Genomic DNA, 16,153 nt, shown 5'->3' on the forward strand with positions numbered 1-16,153 from the left:
AATGGAAATGAAAGGAAAAGTCATCATAATAACAGGAGCCTCTAGTGGTATAGGCAAAGCAACAGCCTTAAAACTATCTAAAAAGGGTGCTAAAGTAGTACTTTCTTCACGTAGAAAAGATGAACTGGAAGCGCTGAAGAAGTCCATCGAAAAGGAAACTGGTGAGGCCTTGGTTGTCATTGCAGACGTTACCAAGAAGCCTGATATGGACAGGTTAGTTGCCAAAACACTCGAAGCTTATGGAACTGTAGACGCCTTAATTAACAATGCGGGGTTGATGCCTTTATCGTTTGTTGAGAAACTCAAAACCAACGAGTGGGAGAAAATGGTAGACGTAAATATAAAAGGCGTGTTGAATGGTGTCGCAGCTGTTCTTCCTACCCTTATAAAAAATAAAAGCGGTCATATTATCAATATTTCATCAACCGCAGCTTATAGTTATTTTCCGGGCGGTGCCGTTTATTGTGCCACAAAGGCCGCAGTGAAAATGTTTTCCGAAGGACTGCGACAGGAGTTAGCTCCAACGTATGGTATACGCGTGACCTCTATAGAACCGGGAGTTGTAGCTACAAACCTACTGGATACCATAACTGATGAAGATATTTTAGGTAACCTTTCAGAAATGCAGAAGATGACTGCACTTGAATCAGAGGATATAGCGGAAGCGATTTATTATGCCCTCAAGCAACCGCTTCGAGTGAATGTAAATGATGTGCATATCCTACCAACTGAGCAAAAGTAAGCTGCGCCAGCAGTTCTCATAGGTTGGGCACTTTGGTCGACTGGTGCATGGCAGTCATGGAGAATTTCTAAGAAATAAGCAGATAGGTAATCTAAAAATATTAAAACCAAAAAATATGAAAGCCTTACCAATAGTAAGAAAAAATGTATTAGTGGCAGGTGCCAACGGAACTACAGGGAGAATCATCATCGATTTATTAAGAAGATCAGAAGCCTATCAACCTATAGCGATGGTCAGAAAACAGGATCAAAAAGATTATTTTGAAAAGCAAGGCGTATCTACGGTACTTGCCGATTTAGAGCAAGACCTAAACCACATAATGGAAAATGCGGATAAAGTAATTTTTGCGGCTGGATCAAAAGGTAAAAATATAATAGGTGTGGATCAGGAGGGCGCAAAAAGGCTAACAGATGCTGCTAAGGAGGCAGGACTTGAGAAGTTTGTCATGTTGAGCACCATGGGAGCAGATAATCCATCTGTGAATGACAAACTTGAAGATTATTTGAGAGCAAAGCAAAATGCAGATGATCACCTGCGTTCGAGTGGTATGAATTATAGTATTGTAAGACCCGGTCATTTGACAGACGAGGACGGAACAGGCAAAATTCAACTCAATGAGAAACTGAAAATTCAGGGGAAGATTTCAAGAGCGGATGTGGCTAAAACATTGGTGGAAACCTTGGAAGATGGCGTTAAACAGAACCAGGTTTTCGAAATTATAAGTGGAGAAGTTCCAATAGAGAAAGCCGTTCACCAAAATTAAAAATCATGAACAAGATTATCCTTTTGAACAAACGTCCTCATGGAAAACCAACGCTTCATGATTTTAAGATCAGTAGTGAAGAAATGCCGGCACCAAAAGATAGTGAGGTGCTATTAAAAACAGTGTATGTCTCGGTCGATCCCTATTTGCGAGGCAGAATGAATGACGCGAAATCTTATATCCCCCTGCATTTGAATTAAATAAACCCATTCAATCGGGAATTATCGCCGAGGTAATTGAAAGTAAACATGCCGATTTCAAAAAGGGTGATTTTGTTTCGAATAATTTGGATTGGAAGGAATATCAGATTTCTGATGGTAAAGACTTAGTCAAGGTGAATAAAACTGACGCCAAATTATCAAGCTATTTGGGAATATTAGGAATGACAGGGCTTACGGCTTATTTAGGCTTGATGGAAATAGGGTTACCTAAGAAAGGCGAAACTCTTGTCGTTTCCGGAGCAGGAGGGGCAGTTGGGACAGTAGTGGGTCAAATTGGTAAATTGCACGGTTGCCGGGTAGTTGGCATTACCGGTTCGGATGAAAAAGTATCTCTACTTACATCAAAGTTTAATTTCGATCATGCCATCAATTATAAAACAGCAAAAAATTTAAAAGAGGCTATCAAAATTGCCTGCCCGAATGGGGTAGATATCTACTTTGATAATGTCGGTGGAGAGATTTCCGACGCTGTTTTAGCAAACATAAATAAGTACGCCCGACTGCCTGTTTGTGGTGCTATATCGCTCTACAATGAAACTGAGATTCAGTTGGGCCCCCGATTGCAACCCATCATCCTCACCAAAAGTGCTACCATGAGAGGATTTATTATTGGGGATTTAAAGGAAAAATTTCCGGCTGCCATCAAACAATTATCAGCGTGGCTAAAAGACGACAAAATCACGTTCAGCGAAACCCTTGTGAAAGGCTTCGATAATATTCCCCAGGCATTTATTGATTTGTTTGATGGAAAAAACAAAGGAAAAATGATTGTGGAAATATGAAAAAACTGGAAAACAGAACAGTGTTTATCACGGGAGGTAACTCAGGTTCTGTCGAGGGTGAACTGTCGTCCGTGGACAAGTATCCGAATAAGATAAAGTCACCTCCAGCCCAAAGTGCAACATAACGAATACTCATAAAAAACTAAACACTAAAACTATGAAAACACTACAAAAATTTGTTGGGCTTCTTGCCCTCACCGCGCTGTTTGCTTCATGTCAGTCTCCGAAGCAGGTTCTTTCAGAATCAGATTCCAGGATGGAGATTATGAACGACATAGCCAGCGACCATGATATGTCAAAAGAAATGATGCAGGCCATCATGTCCGGAGACCACGGCAAAATGCTGATGCATGAAAGGATGAATGTCATGATGGAGGACAAAAGTATGATGAAGAAAATGATGAAAGAAAATCCTGAAATGTCAAAACGCATGATGTCAGTAATGATGGAAACCGCCAAAGAAGACACCACCATGATGACGGACATGTGCAAGTCCATGATGAAAAACCCTGAAATGATGGAAATGATGAAAAAGATGAAAGAAAAGGAATCCAATCAATAAAACTGACAATCCAGTTGCCGCACATAGGTTTTAAGCAACTGGAAGTGAAAAAACATTGATTTTAATTTAAGCAATTTGAGATGAAAAAATTAGAGAACAAGGTTGCGATCATTACCGGTGGTGCAGGAAGTATCGGCATGACCACAGCCAAGCTATTTTTGGAAGAAGGCGCAAAGGTCCTGTTGGTAGATTTGGAGGAAGAGCCTCTCAAAAAAGCGGTGAAAGAATTGGGAGGAAAAGCCGTGCAGTATTGTGTGGCGGATGTGACTAAATCTACGGATGTCCAAAGGTACGTGGACACAGCAGTAAAAGCCTTTGGGAAAATCGATGTGTTTTTTAACAATGCAGGAATTGAGGGAACGGTAAAACCGATCATTGACTACCCGGAAGAAATGTTTGACAAAGTCATTGCCGTCAATGTGCGGGGTGTTTGGTTGGGAAATAAATACGTCTTGCCCCACATGAATGACGGCGGCAGTATCATCATCACCTCCTCGGTGGCAGGCTTGCTCGGCAGTCCCAATGTCAGTGCTTATATCATCAGCAAACATGCCGGCGTAGGCATTATGCGGGCGACAGCGGTGGAAGCTGCTCCAAGAAAAATCCGCGTCAACAGTGTGCATCCTTCCCCGGTCGACAACCGCATGATGCGCTCGCTCGAAGAAGGATTTTCTCCGGGTCAGGGCGATGCGGTTAAGAAGCAACTCGAGCTGACCATCCCCCTTGGCCGGTATGCCAAACCCATCGAGATTGCAAAACTCGTCTTGTTTTTGGCAAGCGACGACAGTCAGTTTATCACAGGTACGACTCAGGTAATTGATGGCGGTATCAATGTCCAGTAGAAATTTATAGCGTTTTACCCTTTTTTGATTCAAAGGCTATTTTTTAATATCCCTGAGTACTAAGGGAAATATGTTGTCTACCTTCCGAAGTATGACGCGGACCTTCGGAAGGTACTCGAGTACTCTCCGAAGCTAGTCAGGAATTCAAATTTACTACATTTTGAATCTTTTTTACTTCACAGGTATTTAATTTTAATTCATAGAAATTCTTTTTCATTACTCGTCTATTGATTTTGAATACAGATCGATTCTTTTTTAAAACCTGCGAACTCAATTTTAATTCAGCTGAACTCTTTTTTATTTCATGAGTATTCAATTTCAAAACAGCGGAAGTCTTTTTGATTCAAAATGTTTTCTTTTAGAATACCTGAGTATTCTAAATCATCAGACAGGTATTCTTATTTGTTAGCTGTGTATTCTTTGGAAATACATGAGTACTCTCGGAAATATGACGAGTACCTTCTGAGGGTACTGAAGTATGCTTTTTAGATACTGCGGTATGTAATGAAGTCTCCTCTATTACTTATGAATTTTATTTTAAAACTTCAAATCAATGATTGACCTGATGAGTGGATTGATTTTTTAAGTAAAAGGGAGTAAGTTTAGGTAATTGAAAAGTGAAAACAATATTTTGATACAAGTCAGATTTGAGGAAGGAAAAACAAAATTATTAATATGCTATTGTTATTGCTCATTGTAAAACGACAAAAAACAAAGAATGAAATTCGGTAAGACAATAAAAATATTCCTTATTGACGGCGATCCAAATGGAAGAATGAGTTGTGAACTTTCTAATTGGTCGGGTAAAGCCTACAAAATTCCAAGAATAAAAGTGAAAGATTGTTCAGACCGTGACGACTTGACAAGTACAGGGGTTTATCTTCTTTTTGGAAAGGATGATGAAGGAAAAGATCAAGTTTACATTGGAGAAGCAGAATCAATTTTAAAAAGACTAAACCAACAATTGACTTCTAAGGATTTTTGGAATGAAACGATAGTTTTTATAAGTAAAGACGAAAATCTTAACAAAGCCCATATAAAATATTTAGAAAACAGACTGCACGAAATTGCCAAATCTGCAAATCGCTATAAGGTTGATAACTCAATTATCCCTACTCAATCTTCAATTTCTGAATCCGACAGAGCAGAGATGGAAGAATTTATAGAGTATATAAAAATGCTTGTAAATACATTAGGGCATAAAGTATTTGACGAGAAACGAGAGTTTAAACCAAAACAAAAACAAGAAACATTTTTTATCAAAGCAGCCAGAGGAGCCGATGGACAAGGGGAACCTACTTCAGATGGGTTTGTTGTTTTCAAAAACTCAAAAGCAGCAGCTTCAATTGTTAATTCCATGACCTCTAACTATATCGCCTTTCGACAAAAACTTATTTCACAAGGTATTTTAGTGGACAAAGGAGAATATTTTGAATTTTCTGACGATTACATTTTCAGTAGTCCTTCAACTGCAGCAGTAATGGTAATGGGAAGAAATGCAAACGGACTTACTGAATGGAAAAACAAAAACGGCAAAACTCTTAAAGATTTTGAAACAAATGACAAAATCACCCTGTAGGAATTCTTCGATTTTACTGTTTTAAGGAGATTCAGGTTCTAAAACCTACAGATCTTTTTTTTACCCGACCCCCTTCTCCCCATCCCCCCTCACCGCCAAATAAACCTTCTCCGCTTTGTCTTTGCCAACGACTTCGGCAAGGGCATTGATATCGGCTTCCTGTATTTTTTTGAAGGAGCGGAAGTGCTTCAGGAGTTTGTTGGCAGTGTTTTCGCCAATGCCTTCGATGTCGGTCAGCTTGGTGTTGAAGGCATTCTTGCTCCGGACCTGACGGTGAAAGGTGATCGCAAAGCGGTGTGCCTCATCCCGGATCTTTTGGATCAGCCGCAGGGATTCGGATTTTTTGTCGATATGCAGCGGGTAGTTGTCTTCGGGAAAGTAGATTTCCTCCAGCCTTTTGGCGATACCGATGATCGGCACCTGACCATAGATGCCAAGTTCCTTCAGTGCCTCCACAGCGGAAGAAAGCTGTCCCTTTCCCCCATCGACTACGATCAGGTTGGGAAGTGGTTTTGCATCTTCCAGGATCCTGTGATACCTTCTGCCTACGATTTCCTTCATACTCGCAAAGTCATTGGGTCCGGTGACGGTCTTGATATGGAAGTGGCGGTATTCCTTGTTGGCAGGCTTTCCGTTGATAAAGGAGACCATGCTCGCCACGGGATTGGTGCCTTGGATATTGGAGTTGTCAAAGCACTCGATGTGCATTGGAAGTTCCTTGAGAGAAAGGTCAGATTGCAGCTGCCGGAGCACGCGGTTCTTTTTATCCTGCACTTCACCGGAGGCGAGGAGTTTTTCCTTTTTGTAGTACTTGGCGTTTTTGAGGGAGAGTTCGACGAGTTTCTTTTTGTCACCGATTTTGGGGACTGCAAAGTTCAGGCCTTCAAATTCCTCTTCGAGAGGAATATTGGCGATGATTTCCAGAGACTCGGAGTTGAATTGATCCCGTAGGCGGATGATGGCCGTCAGAAGCAGTTCCCCGTCCGTTTCATCCAGTTTCTTTTTGAGTTCGACGGTTTTGGTGAGGATGACGGCGCCGTTTTTGATTTTGAGGAAGTTGACATAGGCAGATTTCTCGTCCGACTCTATCCCAAAGACGTCGAGGTCGTGGATGGCCGGATTGGCTACCATGGATTTGGCTTGGTATTTTTCGAGAAGTTCGAGTTTGTTTTTGAAATAGTGCGCCCTTTCAAAAGCCAGGCTTTCGGCAGCCTCCTGCATTTTCTTTTTGAAGTGGATCTTGGGAACTCCCAGATTTCCTTTGAGGATATGCTTGGCCTGTTCGATCTCCTTCATGTAATCGGATTCCACTTGAAGTCCTTCACAGGGCCCGAGGCAATTGCCGATATGGTACTCGAGGCAGACTTTGTACTTCTTTTCTTTGATCTTGGGTGGACTCAGGTCGAGGCGGCAGGTACGGATGGTAAAGATGCTGCGGATAAGTTCGAGGACATTGTTCATCCCCTTGACACTGGCAAAAGGTCCGAAGTACGTTCCCCTTCCGGTGATCATTCTCCGGGTGGGAAATAAGCGGGGAAAAGGCTCATTGGTGAGCAAGAGGTAAGGATAGGTCTTGTCATCCTTGAGCATGATGTTGTACTTGGGCTGGATCTTTTTGATCAGGTTATTTTCCAGCAGCAGGGCATCAAACTCTGTGTCGACGATGGTGATTTCGATCTTTCGGATCTCCTTGACCATCCTTTTGGTTTTGTAATTGATGCCGAGGGTTTTGACAAAATAGCTAGCCACTCTTTTCTTCAGGCTCTTGGCTTTACCAACATAGATGAGTTCATTTTCGGCATTGAAATACTTGTACACTCCCGGCAGATCCGGAAGGGAATGGTAGTCTTCGACGCTGTAAGAGGATGCCTGCATGGGTGCAAATATAAAAAAAACAGCCCTGTGAAAGGCTGTCTTGAGGTCTTGGTTTTGGTTTTCTTTACAGTTTTAATTGTCCATAGTCCACGGTCGACAGTCCAAAGCCACTGCAAAGGATTTTCAATCCCTATTTTTTTCCAATTCAATGCTTATGTATTTCCAAAATACAAAGCTCAATATTTCAACCCCTTTTGGGTTTGTATGTTTATAAACATCCGTTTGTCTATAAATATGCGACTCCTTCGGAGTCGAACATTTTTAAACCAAACAATTTAAAGAGAACATGCATAAACCGCTTTTCCATTGGTTATATGCTTGAAGTTCATTTAAGCCTGCTATGGACTGTCGACTGTGGACTGTCGACTTTCAGCTATGGACTGTGGTCTGTCGACTTTTTTAAAAATCATTCTTCTTCTGGTCGTAATCAAAATCTGTAAACCGGCTGTTTTCCAATTCGTATTTGTCACAATCGATCTCGATGCTAAGTGGTCTTTCAGGTCTTGGGAAGGGGCCTTTGGTATAGCCCAAAGACTGGTCTGCATAGACTTTTGCCATGAACTTGACCCAAATCGGTCTCGCTGTCTGACCACCTTGGCCGCTGACCCAACTTCTGAAGTGGATCGCCCTGTCGTCACCACCGACCCAAGCACCGGACACAAGGTCCTTGCTCATGCCTATGTACCAACCGTCAGAAGCGTTTTGTGTTGTCCCGGTCTTGCCGGCAAGTTCATTGCCATCTCCTCTGATTGTCCAAGAAACACCCTGAGACGTTCCTCTTGATTCCTCAAAACCTCCACGGAGCATGTATACCATCAAGTAAGCGTGTTCTTCGCTCATGGCAGGTTTTTTCTTAGGGGTAAATTGCTGTAAAAGGTTACCGTTTTTATCCTCAATCCTGTCAATGTAAAAAGGTGTAATATGCTCTCCCTTGTTTACAAAAGTGCCCATGGCGCCTACCATTTCATATACCGACACATCGGATGTGCCTAAGGAAAGTGCAGGGACTTCTTCAAGGTCTGATGTGATACCAAGGCGGTGGGCGGTTTCGACGACGACTTTTGGCCCCAGTTTCTTCATCATAAATGCCGTAACCGAGTTGATAGACTGCGCCATCGCAAGACGGATTGTCATCTTTTCGTAGGAGAATTTTCCATCAGCGTTGTTTGGACTCCATGTAGGTTGCCCCGGGGTGTTGATTTCCACAGGCTGATCTACTACAGTGTAGCAGGGACTGTAGCCGTTTTCGATAGCTGCAGCATAGACAAAAGCCTTGAAGGTTGATCCCGGCTGTCTTTTGCTTTGCTTCACATGGTCAAATTTGAAATATTTGTGGTTGATGCCGCCCACCCAAGCCTTGATATGCCCGGTATGCGGATCCATGGATACAAATCCGGTCTGAAGGTGTTTCTTGTAATGACTCATTGAATCCATGGTACTCATCAGGGTATCGATTTCTCCCTTTTCCCATGAGAAAACCTTCATTTTCTTTTTCTCATTCAGTTTGATGTCAATGGAGTCGGCTCCGGCGCCATATCTTTTGACAAGATTGCGGTAAGCATCAGTCCGCTTGACGGCAGTTTCCAAAAAGTCCGGAATTACCCTTCCATCACTGTCAATCCAAGGAGCCCGGGTACCCATTTCCTTCTCAAACTTTTTCTGCAACTCACGCATGTGTTCGTCGACAGCTTCTTCTGCATACTGTTGCATGCGGCTGTCAATGGTGGTGTAGATTCTTAAGCCATCCCCAAACAAATCATAAGGAGTGCCATCAGATTTGAGGTTTTCTTTTGACCATTTGATCAGGTCTGCTTTGATTACTTCTCTGAAGTAGGTCGCCAAACCTTGGTTTTGGTTGCCGACTCGATAATCCAATTCGATAGGGAGTTTAGATAGGGAATCATATTCCGTCTCTGTCAGGTACTCGTACTTTTCCATCTGTCCCAAAACAGTATTCCTTCTTCTCAAGGAATTATCAGGATTAAAGACAGGGCTATAATAGGAAGGTGCTTTGAACAGGCCGACTAAAGTGGCTGATTCCTGGATATTGAGGTCGATTGGCTCTTTGTTGAAGAAGGTTTTTGCGGCGGTTTTTATCCCGTAGGCATTGCTGCCAAATTCAGAAGTATTGAGATACAAAGTCAGAATTTCTTCTTTGGTATAGGACTTTTCCAGCTTGGCTGCTACGATCCATTCTTTGGTTTTGATGATCAGCATCCTCAATCCGGGGATCCTGCTCAATATTCCCTGAGATTCAAGGTTTCTTGTTTTGAAAAGGTTTTTGGCAGTCTGCTGACTGAGTGTACTTCCTCCTCCTGCTCCCTGTTGCAGGATGATGGACTTAAATAATACCCGGCCCATGCTGAGAAAATCAATGCCCGAATGGTCATTAAAACGGATATCCTCTGTTGCAATCAAGGCATTGACCAAATTTGGGGAAAGGTCTGTGTAGGCAACAGGACTTCTGTTTTCCCTAAAATAATTTCCCAATAATACCCCGTCCGAAGAATACAATTCTGAGGCAAGTTCACTTTGGGGATTTTCCAGTTCTTTGAAATCGGGCAACTCGCCGAAAAGTCCGAGGAAATTTCCGCTTACTGCCCAGACAAACAAAACGAAACCCAAGAGTCCCGCTGCAAAAACCATCCAGATATATTTAATTATTTTTTGGGTCATCTATGATTTGGTATTGAATCAGTGATAGATTAATAATAGGTATTGTTGTAGAAACTTCTGTATTCGTCGAGGTTCTTTCTTTTGTTCAGTTCTTGGAAGTTTTCAATCGAAATCAGAAAACAATTGGCTTTGTCCTCATCCGTCATAGAGGCATTGTCGAATCCCTCTAGGAATTTCTCCCTATACTCAATTCCTTTTTGGGCAGAGATAAATGGACTTACAATGAATATCGTATTTTCCCTGCTTAAGTTCATGTTTCCTGTTCGCAGCCTTGAACCCTGGAAGTTCTCATTATGGAATTTTTCAAGGTCAGCAAGGAGATTTTTGGACTCCCCTGATTTATCTGCATCCAAAACGATTACAAATATATGTGTTTGGTTAGGATTATTTTTGTAAGGTGACTCGGGTTCCGCTTCGGCTTCTTCTGCCACGCCTTCTTCGGCAATGGTTTCTTCCTCAGTTTGGGTTTCTGTTTCTTCAGATACTTCAGCTTCAGCTTGCTCTTCATCTACTTTAAAAGTACCAAGCATTTTTCTTGCCATTTCTGCAAGACCCTCATCTTCGGTAGTCTGTATATAATTTTCCAGCCTTTCCTGAAATCTCGATATTTCTTCAGTCTTGCCGGTGATCATGATGTCCAAAAGCAGCAGTCTGTCGGTGTTGGCTGTCAGGGGATGCGCTTCGAGTGTGGACCTTACGAGTGCCTTGGCGTCTGCATATTGACCGTTGTAGTATAACTCGTAGGCTTGCTTATAGCTGCGTGAAGACTCCAAGAAAGCCACATTGCCTGATGCCTGATCAGGATTATTAACCGACATAGTAAAGGGTGAATCAGGAAATTCCCTGTTGAGCCGCTGGGCAAAAATGTCAGTATTGCCTCCTGTTTCTTTGTTTGCTAGGTAAAGGATGTAATATGCCTCCGGTTTTTTGATGGTATTCGGATATTTGGTGATCAGGCTCTCGAGGTTTTCGATACTGATAGGTGGGTTTTTCAAATCAAAAAACAGGATTTTACCTAACTCAAAGTAGGAGCGCTCCAATTCCAGTTTCATTTCTTTGATTTGATCCGGATTGCTTGGGATTTTGGACAATAACTCTTCCTTTGAAGGTATCTGGGACAAGATTGGGTTTTCTTCCGTATTGACCGAATCAGATGGCGTAGCAGTCACCTCTACGGGTCTGGTGGATGAGGTTTGAAAATTTTGGCTAGTTCTTCTCCAATTATCCTGCAAAGGTCTATTCCCCCAATTCCTGTTGAAGTCGATGGATCCTTGCTGGATGGCAAGAGAATTATCAAAATAAAAAGATTCTCCACTGCCTCCTCTGCCACCAAATGCCAACAGGTTATCAAAAATGCCAGTAGCTTTTTTATCCTCTAGGGCTGCTGCCTCACTCAGCAAGCGCTCTTCTTCTTGTTTGATGAAATTTTCTGCTATCAGTGTCTGTGCTTCAAGACTCAAGTCAGCAAGTAACAGCAGGCTGTCATTTTTGGTGACGATATCATAATGGAACACATATTTGTCCAGGATCTCTTTTCTGTCTGTGATGTCATCAAAAAGTGGATCCGTGGGACGGAAATTTGCCAAAGCACTGTCGAGGTAAAACTTTGCCGCCCTGAAATCATTTTTTTTGTCAAAATTGATCATGGCAAGTTTTTCATAGATGTAGCCTTTTTGGATGGGATTTTGGCTTTCTTCTTTGGCCGCTCTGATCAAAAGTTTCTCGGCGGCTTCAACTTCTCCCTGCTTCAACTCAAAATTTGCTTTTTCAAAAAGGATGACATCTTTCAGGTCCTTGTTTTTGCTGTCTTTGTAGAGCCCATCAAAATAATTCCTGACTTTGTCTATATCCTTGGTTTGATTCAGTTCTGCTACTTGCTGGGCATAAAGCTGTGCAAAGAATGCCCTTTCATAAGGGGGATTACCCTTGCCGGATTTCAAGTAATAATCATAGGCCAAAGCATCGATACCTTCTCTTTGGTAGAGTTGGCCAAGAATGAAATTGATCCGGGATTTTTCTTTTTTATCCTTGGTATAAATGAGGGATTTATCCAAGGCTCCGATTTTTCCATTCAGTTCCCCTCTTTTGTGATAGTAATAAGCGAGGGTTTTGTAGAGTTGGAATTTATTTTCAGCACTGATCCCGGATTCTTTGGATAGAAAATCGATCACATAGGCGGCATCGTCAAAATTATCCAAGTCAGTAAACAGCCTCATCAGCTGGATCAGACTTTTATGGCGGATGTCTTTTTTCTTGCCGTTGACATTGAGGTATTTGAAGGTATTGGAAGCATCGTCGAATTTGGCTTCATAATAATCGGCCATTCCGATCAAAAAATAGCTTGGACCTACCCATTTTGAAATTCTGTGCCAATCGACTGCTTTGGAGGAAAAGGACCTCACCTCCTCAAGCAATTCTTCATTTGAATCAATAAATGCACTGTCAATCGTATAAAATACAGGAAGTACCTGACTGAAATCTTCCCTGTGGTTATTGGCAATACCGGTTTCAAGCTCCCGGATTTTGGCATCAGCATAATAATAGGCGTTGTATTTGGCCGTTGTATTATGAAACAACCTGTTGGTGAATGTATTCTTTTCAGAAGAACATGACAGTAGTCCCAAAGAAAAAAGAAACAAAATAAAGAAAATGAATTTATTCATGTTGCGCCAAAGGCTTAGAACGTCGAAATTACTTGAATTGGTGTAAATTAATAAACGCTTCGGAATAATATTATATTTTTACGGCTTTCATACAAAAGATAGAAGATTGAGCTTAAGAGCTAAAATAAGAAACTGGCTGACAGAGAAGTATCTCATTGTCATTCGAAAAAAGCAGGATTTTTCTGTTTTGGGATCTTTCAATGTTTCATTTTCAAGGATTATTATCATGGGCGTTCTTTCCCTTTCCGTGATTTTTTTTATTTCCTTGGTATTGACTAGGACTATATTGAGGCAGTGGTTTGATCCCGTATACATGGAAACCGAAAACACCGCCAAAATCCTGATGTTATCGGATATTGTCGATTCTCTATCTGTGGCCGTCAGTCAGAAAGATGCCTACCTTGCCAATATCCAAGGGATCATCAGTGGGAATGGGGTGCTTGGCAAAGAGTCTTTGGCAGATTCTATAGCCAACAAACCCGATTCTGGCAGTTCCAAGCCGGCTGCTTTCAAGCCTAGTGAAGCAACACTGAGTATTCTTGATGAATTTAACAGCGCCCCTGTAGAATACTCCAATCCAATGGATATTTCGGGAAGTTCATTTGCCGAGGCATTTTTCTTTTCTCCTATCAAAGGTGTGTTGACGGCTGTTTTTGCACCTCAGGAAGACCATTTTGGAGTGGATATTGTGGCAAAAGAAAATGAACCAGTCAAAGCCATTGCAGACGGAACCGTCATTTTGGCCTCGTGGACATTGGATACAGGATACATCCTAAGTATCCAACATTCAAATGAATTGATTTCTATATATAAACATAATTCGGTAATATTGAAAAAAGTAGGGGAAATTGTCCGTGCCGGAGAAATCATCTCGATCATCGGAAATACCGGAGAACTTACCACCGGGCAGCACCTTCATTTCGAATTATGGTATAAAGGTTCACCCCTCAATCCTCAGGAATTTATTACTTTTGATTAGCTATGTTCAACAACAAGACAGAAGAAAAAAAATCGGTAGCCGACATGGTCAGTTCTACAAACGTTATTTCCAGGGAAACAAAAATCACCGGAGATATCTCTGCAGCAGGTAATATTAGGATTGAAGGTCAGCTTGAAGGCTTGGTTGAGTCCAAGACCAAAATAGTGGTAGGTGACTCTGCTTTGATCAAAGGAAACATCACTGCCCCTGAGGCTGAAATTTCGGGAAAAATAGACGGTGAAGTGTTTATCTCAGGTACCCTTTACCTTACCAAGACAGCAATTATCAACGGCAATATCACCACGCAGAAACTCATTGTGGAAAATGGCGCTGTTTTCAATGGAAAATGCCAAATGGTAGCCAAAGGGATGGTCGTATCCAAAAACACAGATGCCGAAGATAAACCCCAAAAACAGTTACAGTCCATCTGATCCGCCTACCTATCTGAAATATATAGGCCTTTCTTTTCAACTTTTTGCAATTATTGGTGCGGGGACATGGTTTGGCTGGTATCTGCAGCAAAAAAGTGCCATAAAATTTCCTGTTTGGATATTGCTGTTTTGCCTGGTATCGGTGGTTATTTCTTTTTACCACCTATACGTGAACCTCAAAAACGATGATAAATCCGAAGGAAACCGTAAAAATAATTAGCTTTGCGGGCTCAAATCGGTTTCTATGAAGGCCATCAAAATTCTAACAGTAAAGCTGCTCCTTTTTTCACTTCTAATTGGGGGTATATTTTACGTCTTGCAGGAGTATATCAAACCCGAGTGGGTACATGAAAGCCTTTGGACGATTCTATCGTTTTTCGTTTTATTGACTTGGCTGACCGGAATGTTTACCCATTATCTGTTAGAGATCAGCAAAGAAAATTCTGTCAATATCTTGTTGGGAGCAATAGGTATTCGGTTTTTGGCAAGTGCCGGTTTCGTTGCGATCATGCTGTTCCTCAGAGTTGAGAATTTAATTCTGTTTGTGGTCAATTTCTTTATCATTTATTTCTTTTACTTATTGTTTGATATCTACACGCTTCTAGCTAATTTGCGCCCAAATTCGAAGTAGGTACTAAAAAATCATTTGATGGTCCGTAAATTTCTTTGCCTAAGTATTTTATTGTCAATATTTTGGCTAGGTTTTTCAAATTCTGTACAAGCAGCCGGGGACGGTGAAAGTAAGACAGGATTTATCCTTCCGCATGTTATGGACAATTATGAGTGGCACTTTGCCACTATCGGCCATACCCATGTCACCCTTCCGCTGCCGGTAATCATTTATTCCCCGGATCAGGGTTTGGAATTCTTTTTATCATCGAATTTTCAGAACCATGAAACCCATAAATTCGGAAAAGATTATGGTGTAAACGGTTATTATATTGACGAAAATTACAAGCTGCATGCAGCAGATGAGTCTAGGACCTTCTATGATTTTTCGATCACAAAAAATGTAATGATGATGTTCATTGTCATTGCTGTTTTACTTTTTCTAATGCTCAATTCCGCAAAATTTTATAAAAGAAATCCTGGAACTGCACCAAAAGGTATCGCTTCTTTTATAGAGCCTATTGTCATATTTGTTAGAGACGAAATCGCACTTCCGAATATCGGCCACAAAAAATACCTGAAATTCACCCCATACCTATTGACGTTGTTTTTCTTCATTTGGGTTGGAAACATCCTCGGCCTCTTCCCTGAAGCAGCCAATTTCACAGGAAACATCGCTTTGACATTTACGCTTGCCATATTCACATTTATCATTACCAATGTCAATGGAAATAAGGACTATTGGAAGCACGTATTTGCTACTCCGGGGGTACCTGTTCCATTATTGTTGATCATCGTTCCGGTCGAAATCATCGGTCTGTTCACCAAGCCTTTTGCCTTGATGGTCCGATTGTTTGTGGCGATTACAGCAGGTCACATTGTAATCCTGAGTTTCATCGCTTTGATATTTGTATTCGAATCAATGGCAGTAGGCGTGGCAAGTACTATCATGGTTGTATTTATCAACTTTATTGAAATCTTGGTAGCAACCATTCAGGCTTATGTATTTACCCTCTTCTCAGCCATGTACATTGGCTTGGCGGTGGCAGAACATGACCATCATTAATCAGTAATTACTTTGTTCAATTTATAAATCAAACACGTATGTTAACTTCAATCTTATTAACTGCCGGATTTGCACTTATGGGTGCTGGTATCGGTGCTGGAATTGTTGCAATTGGCGCAGGTCTAGGTATCGGTAGAATCGGTGGACAAGCCATGGAGGGCATTGCCCGTCAGCCTGAAGCAGCTGGAAAAATCCAGACTGCCATGTTGATCATCGCGGCTCTTATTGAGGTGGTTTCCTTGTTTGCGGTAGTAGTTTGTCTACTTATTGCTTTGGGAGAATACACTTTCTAAAAAAGTTTGGGGATTGGCGCTAGGCCAATCCCTTCCTTTTGATTAATTGAACAAGTTTTGTTATTCATAT

The 16,153-nt window shown here is 41.6% G+C and carries 16 protein-coding genes; 13 read left to right on the forward strand and 3 right to left on the reverse strand.

Annotated elements, in window-relative coordinates; translation table 11 throughout:
• Window position 1: 1 nt before the first annotated feature.
• The 7 genes from NU887_RS04465 to NU887_RS04490 all read left to right on the forward strand — a co-directional run bounded on the left by NU887_RS04465 (window position 2) and on the right by NU887_RS04490 (window position 5,491).
• Window positions 2-742, forward strand: coding sequence for an SDR family oxidoreductase (locus NU887_RS04465; protein WP_258422159.1), 741 nt, complete (start codon window positions 2-4; stop codon window positions 740-742).
• Window positions 743-857: 115 nt separating this feature from the next.
• Window positions 858-1,505, forward strand: coding sequence for an SDR family oxidoreductase (locus NU887_RS04470; protein WP_258422160.1), 648 nt, complete (start codon window positions 858-860; stop codon window positions 1,503-1,505).
• Between the two features lie 5 nt (window positions 1,506-1,510).
• On the forward strand, window positions 1,511-1,705 hold the full coding sequence (locus tag NU887_RS21195; RefSeq protein ID WP_338080966.1) for a hypothetical protein: 195 nt from the start codon (window positions 1,511-1,513) through the stop codon (window positions 1,703-1,705).
• Window positions 1,706-1,791: 86 nt separating this feature from the next.
• Window positions 1,792-2,508 carry an NADP-dependent oxidoreductase gene (locus NU887_RS04475; protein ID WP_338080967.1) on the forward strand — a complete coding sequence of 239 codons (717 nt, stop codon included), beginning with the start codon at window positions 1,792-1,794 and terminating at the stop codon, window positions 2,506-2,508.
• Window positions 2,509-2,665: 157 nt separating this feature from the next.
• On the forward strand, window positions 2,666-3,070 hold the full coding sequence (locus NU887_RS04480) for a hypothetical protein (protein ID WP_258422161.1): 405 nt from the start codon (window positions 2,666-2,668) through the stop codon (window positions 3,068-3,070).
• An 80-nt stretch (window positions 3,071-3,150) separates the two neighbouring features.
• Window positions 3,151-3,912, forward strand: coding sequence for an SDR family NAD(P)-dependent oxidoreductase (locus NU887_RS04485; RefSeq protein ID WP_258422162.1), 762 nt, complete (start codon window positions 3,151-3,153; stop codon window positions 3,910-3,912).
• A 718-nt stretch (window positions 3,913-4,630) separates the two neighbouring features.
• Entirely contained in the window at window positions 4,631-5,491 is an 861-nt protein-coding gene (locus NU887_RS04490; RefSeq protein WP_258422163.1) for a GIY-YIG nuclease family protein, read from the forward strand.
• 60 nt (window positions 5,492-5,551) lie between these two features.
• Here NU887_RS04490 and uvrC read toward each other — a convergent pair whose 3' ends face one another.
• The 3 genes from uvrC to porW all read right to left on the reverse strand — a co-directional run bounded on the left by uvrC (window position 5,552) and on the right by porW (window position 12,705).
• Window positions 5,552-7,366, reverse strand: coding sequence for an excinuclease ABC subunit UvrC (gene uvrC / locus NU887_RS04495; RefSeq protein WP_258422164.1), 1,815 nt, complete (start codon window positions 7,364-7,366; stop codon window positions 5,552-5,554).
• A gap of 399 nt (window positions 7,367-7,765) precedes the next feature.
• Window positions 7,766-10,042 carry a penicillin-binding protein 1A gene (locus NU887_RS04500; protein ID WP_258422165.1) on the reverse strand — a complete coding sequence of 759 codons (2,277 nt, stop codon included), beginning with the start codon at window positions 10,040-10,042 and terminating at the stop codon, window positions 7,766-7,768.
• A 29-nt stretch (window positions 10,043-10,071) separates the two neighbouring features.
• Window positions 10,072-12,705, reverse strand: coding sequence for a type IX secretion system periplasmic lipoprotein PorW/SprE (gene porW / locus NU887_RS04505; protein ID WP_258422166.1), 2,634 nt, complete (start codon window positions 12,703-12,705; stop codon window positions 10,072-10,074).
• A 106-nt stretch (window positions 12,706-12,811) separates the two neighbouring features.
• On the opposite strand from porW, the gene NU887_RS04510 reads away from it, so the two are divergent.
• Genes NU887_RS04510 through atpE form a run of 6 tightly spaced genes read left to right on the forward strand, consistent with a single transcriptional unit; the run spans window position 12,812 to window position 16,083 of the window.
• Window positions 12,812-13,684, forward strand: coding sequence for a M23 family metallopeptidase (locus tag NU887_RS04510; RefSeq protein WP_258422167.1), 873 nt, complete (start codon window positions 12,812-12,814; stop codon window positions 13,682-13,684).
• 2 nt (window positions 13,685-13,686) lie between these two features.
• The gene (locus tag NU887_RS04515) at window positions 13,687-14,115 is read left to right on the forward strand and encodes a bactofilin family protein (protein ID WP_258422168.1); all 429 of its coding nucleotides are present in this window, start codon (window positions 13,687-13,689) and stop codon (window positions 14,113-14,115) included.
• Window positions 14,075-14,335, forward strand: a complete 261-nt coding sequence (locus NU887_RS04520) for an AtpZ/AtpI family protein (protein WP_258422169.1) — start codon at window positions 14,075-14,077, stop codon at window positions 14,333-14,335. The genes NU887_RS04515 and NU887_RS04520 overlap by 41 nt, the downstream gene beginning before the upstream one ends.
• Before the next feature lie 24 nt (window positions 14,336-14,359).
• A complete protein-coding gene (locus NU887_RS04525; RefSeq protein ID WP_258422170.1) occupies window positions 14,360-14,746 on the forward strand; it encodes a hypothetical protein in 387 nt (128 codons plus the stop codon).
• A gap of 18 nt (window positions 14,747-14,764) precedes the next feature.
• Window positions 14,765-15,790, forward strand: coding sequence for a F0F1 ATP synthase subunit A (atpB, locus tag NU887_RS04530; RefSeq protein ID WP_258422171.1), 1,026 nt, complete (start codon window positions 14,765-14,767; stop codon window positions 15,788-15,790).
• 38 nt (window positions 15,791-15,828) lie between these two features.
• Window positions 15,829-16,083, forward strand: a complete 255-nt coding sequence (gene atpE / locus NU887_RS04535; protein WP_241124829.1) for an ATP synthase F0 subunit C — start codon at window positions 15,829-15,831, stop codon at window positions 16,081-16,083.
• Window positions 16,084-16,153: the final 70 nt, after the last annotated feature.

The sequence above is a fragment of the Aquiflexum gelatinilyticum genome (genome assembly GCF_024741135.1).
In the GTDB taxonomy this organism is placed as follows: domain Bacteria; phylum Bacteroidota; class Bacteroidia; order Cytophagales; family Cyclobacteriaceae; genus Cognataquiflexum; species Cognataquiflexum gelatinilyticum.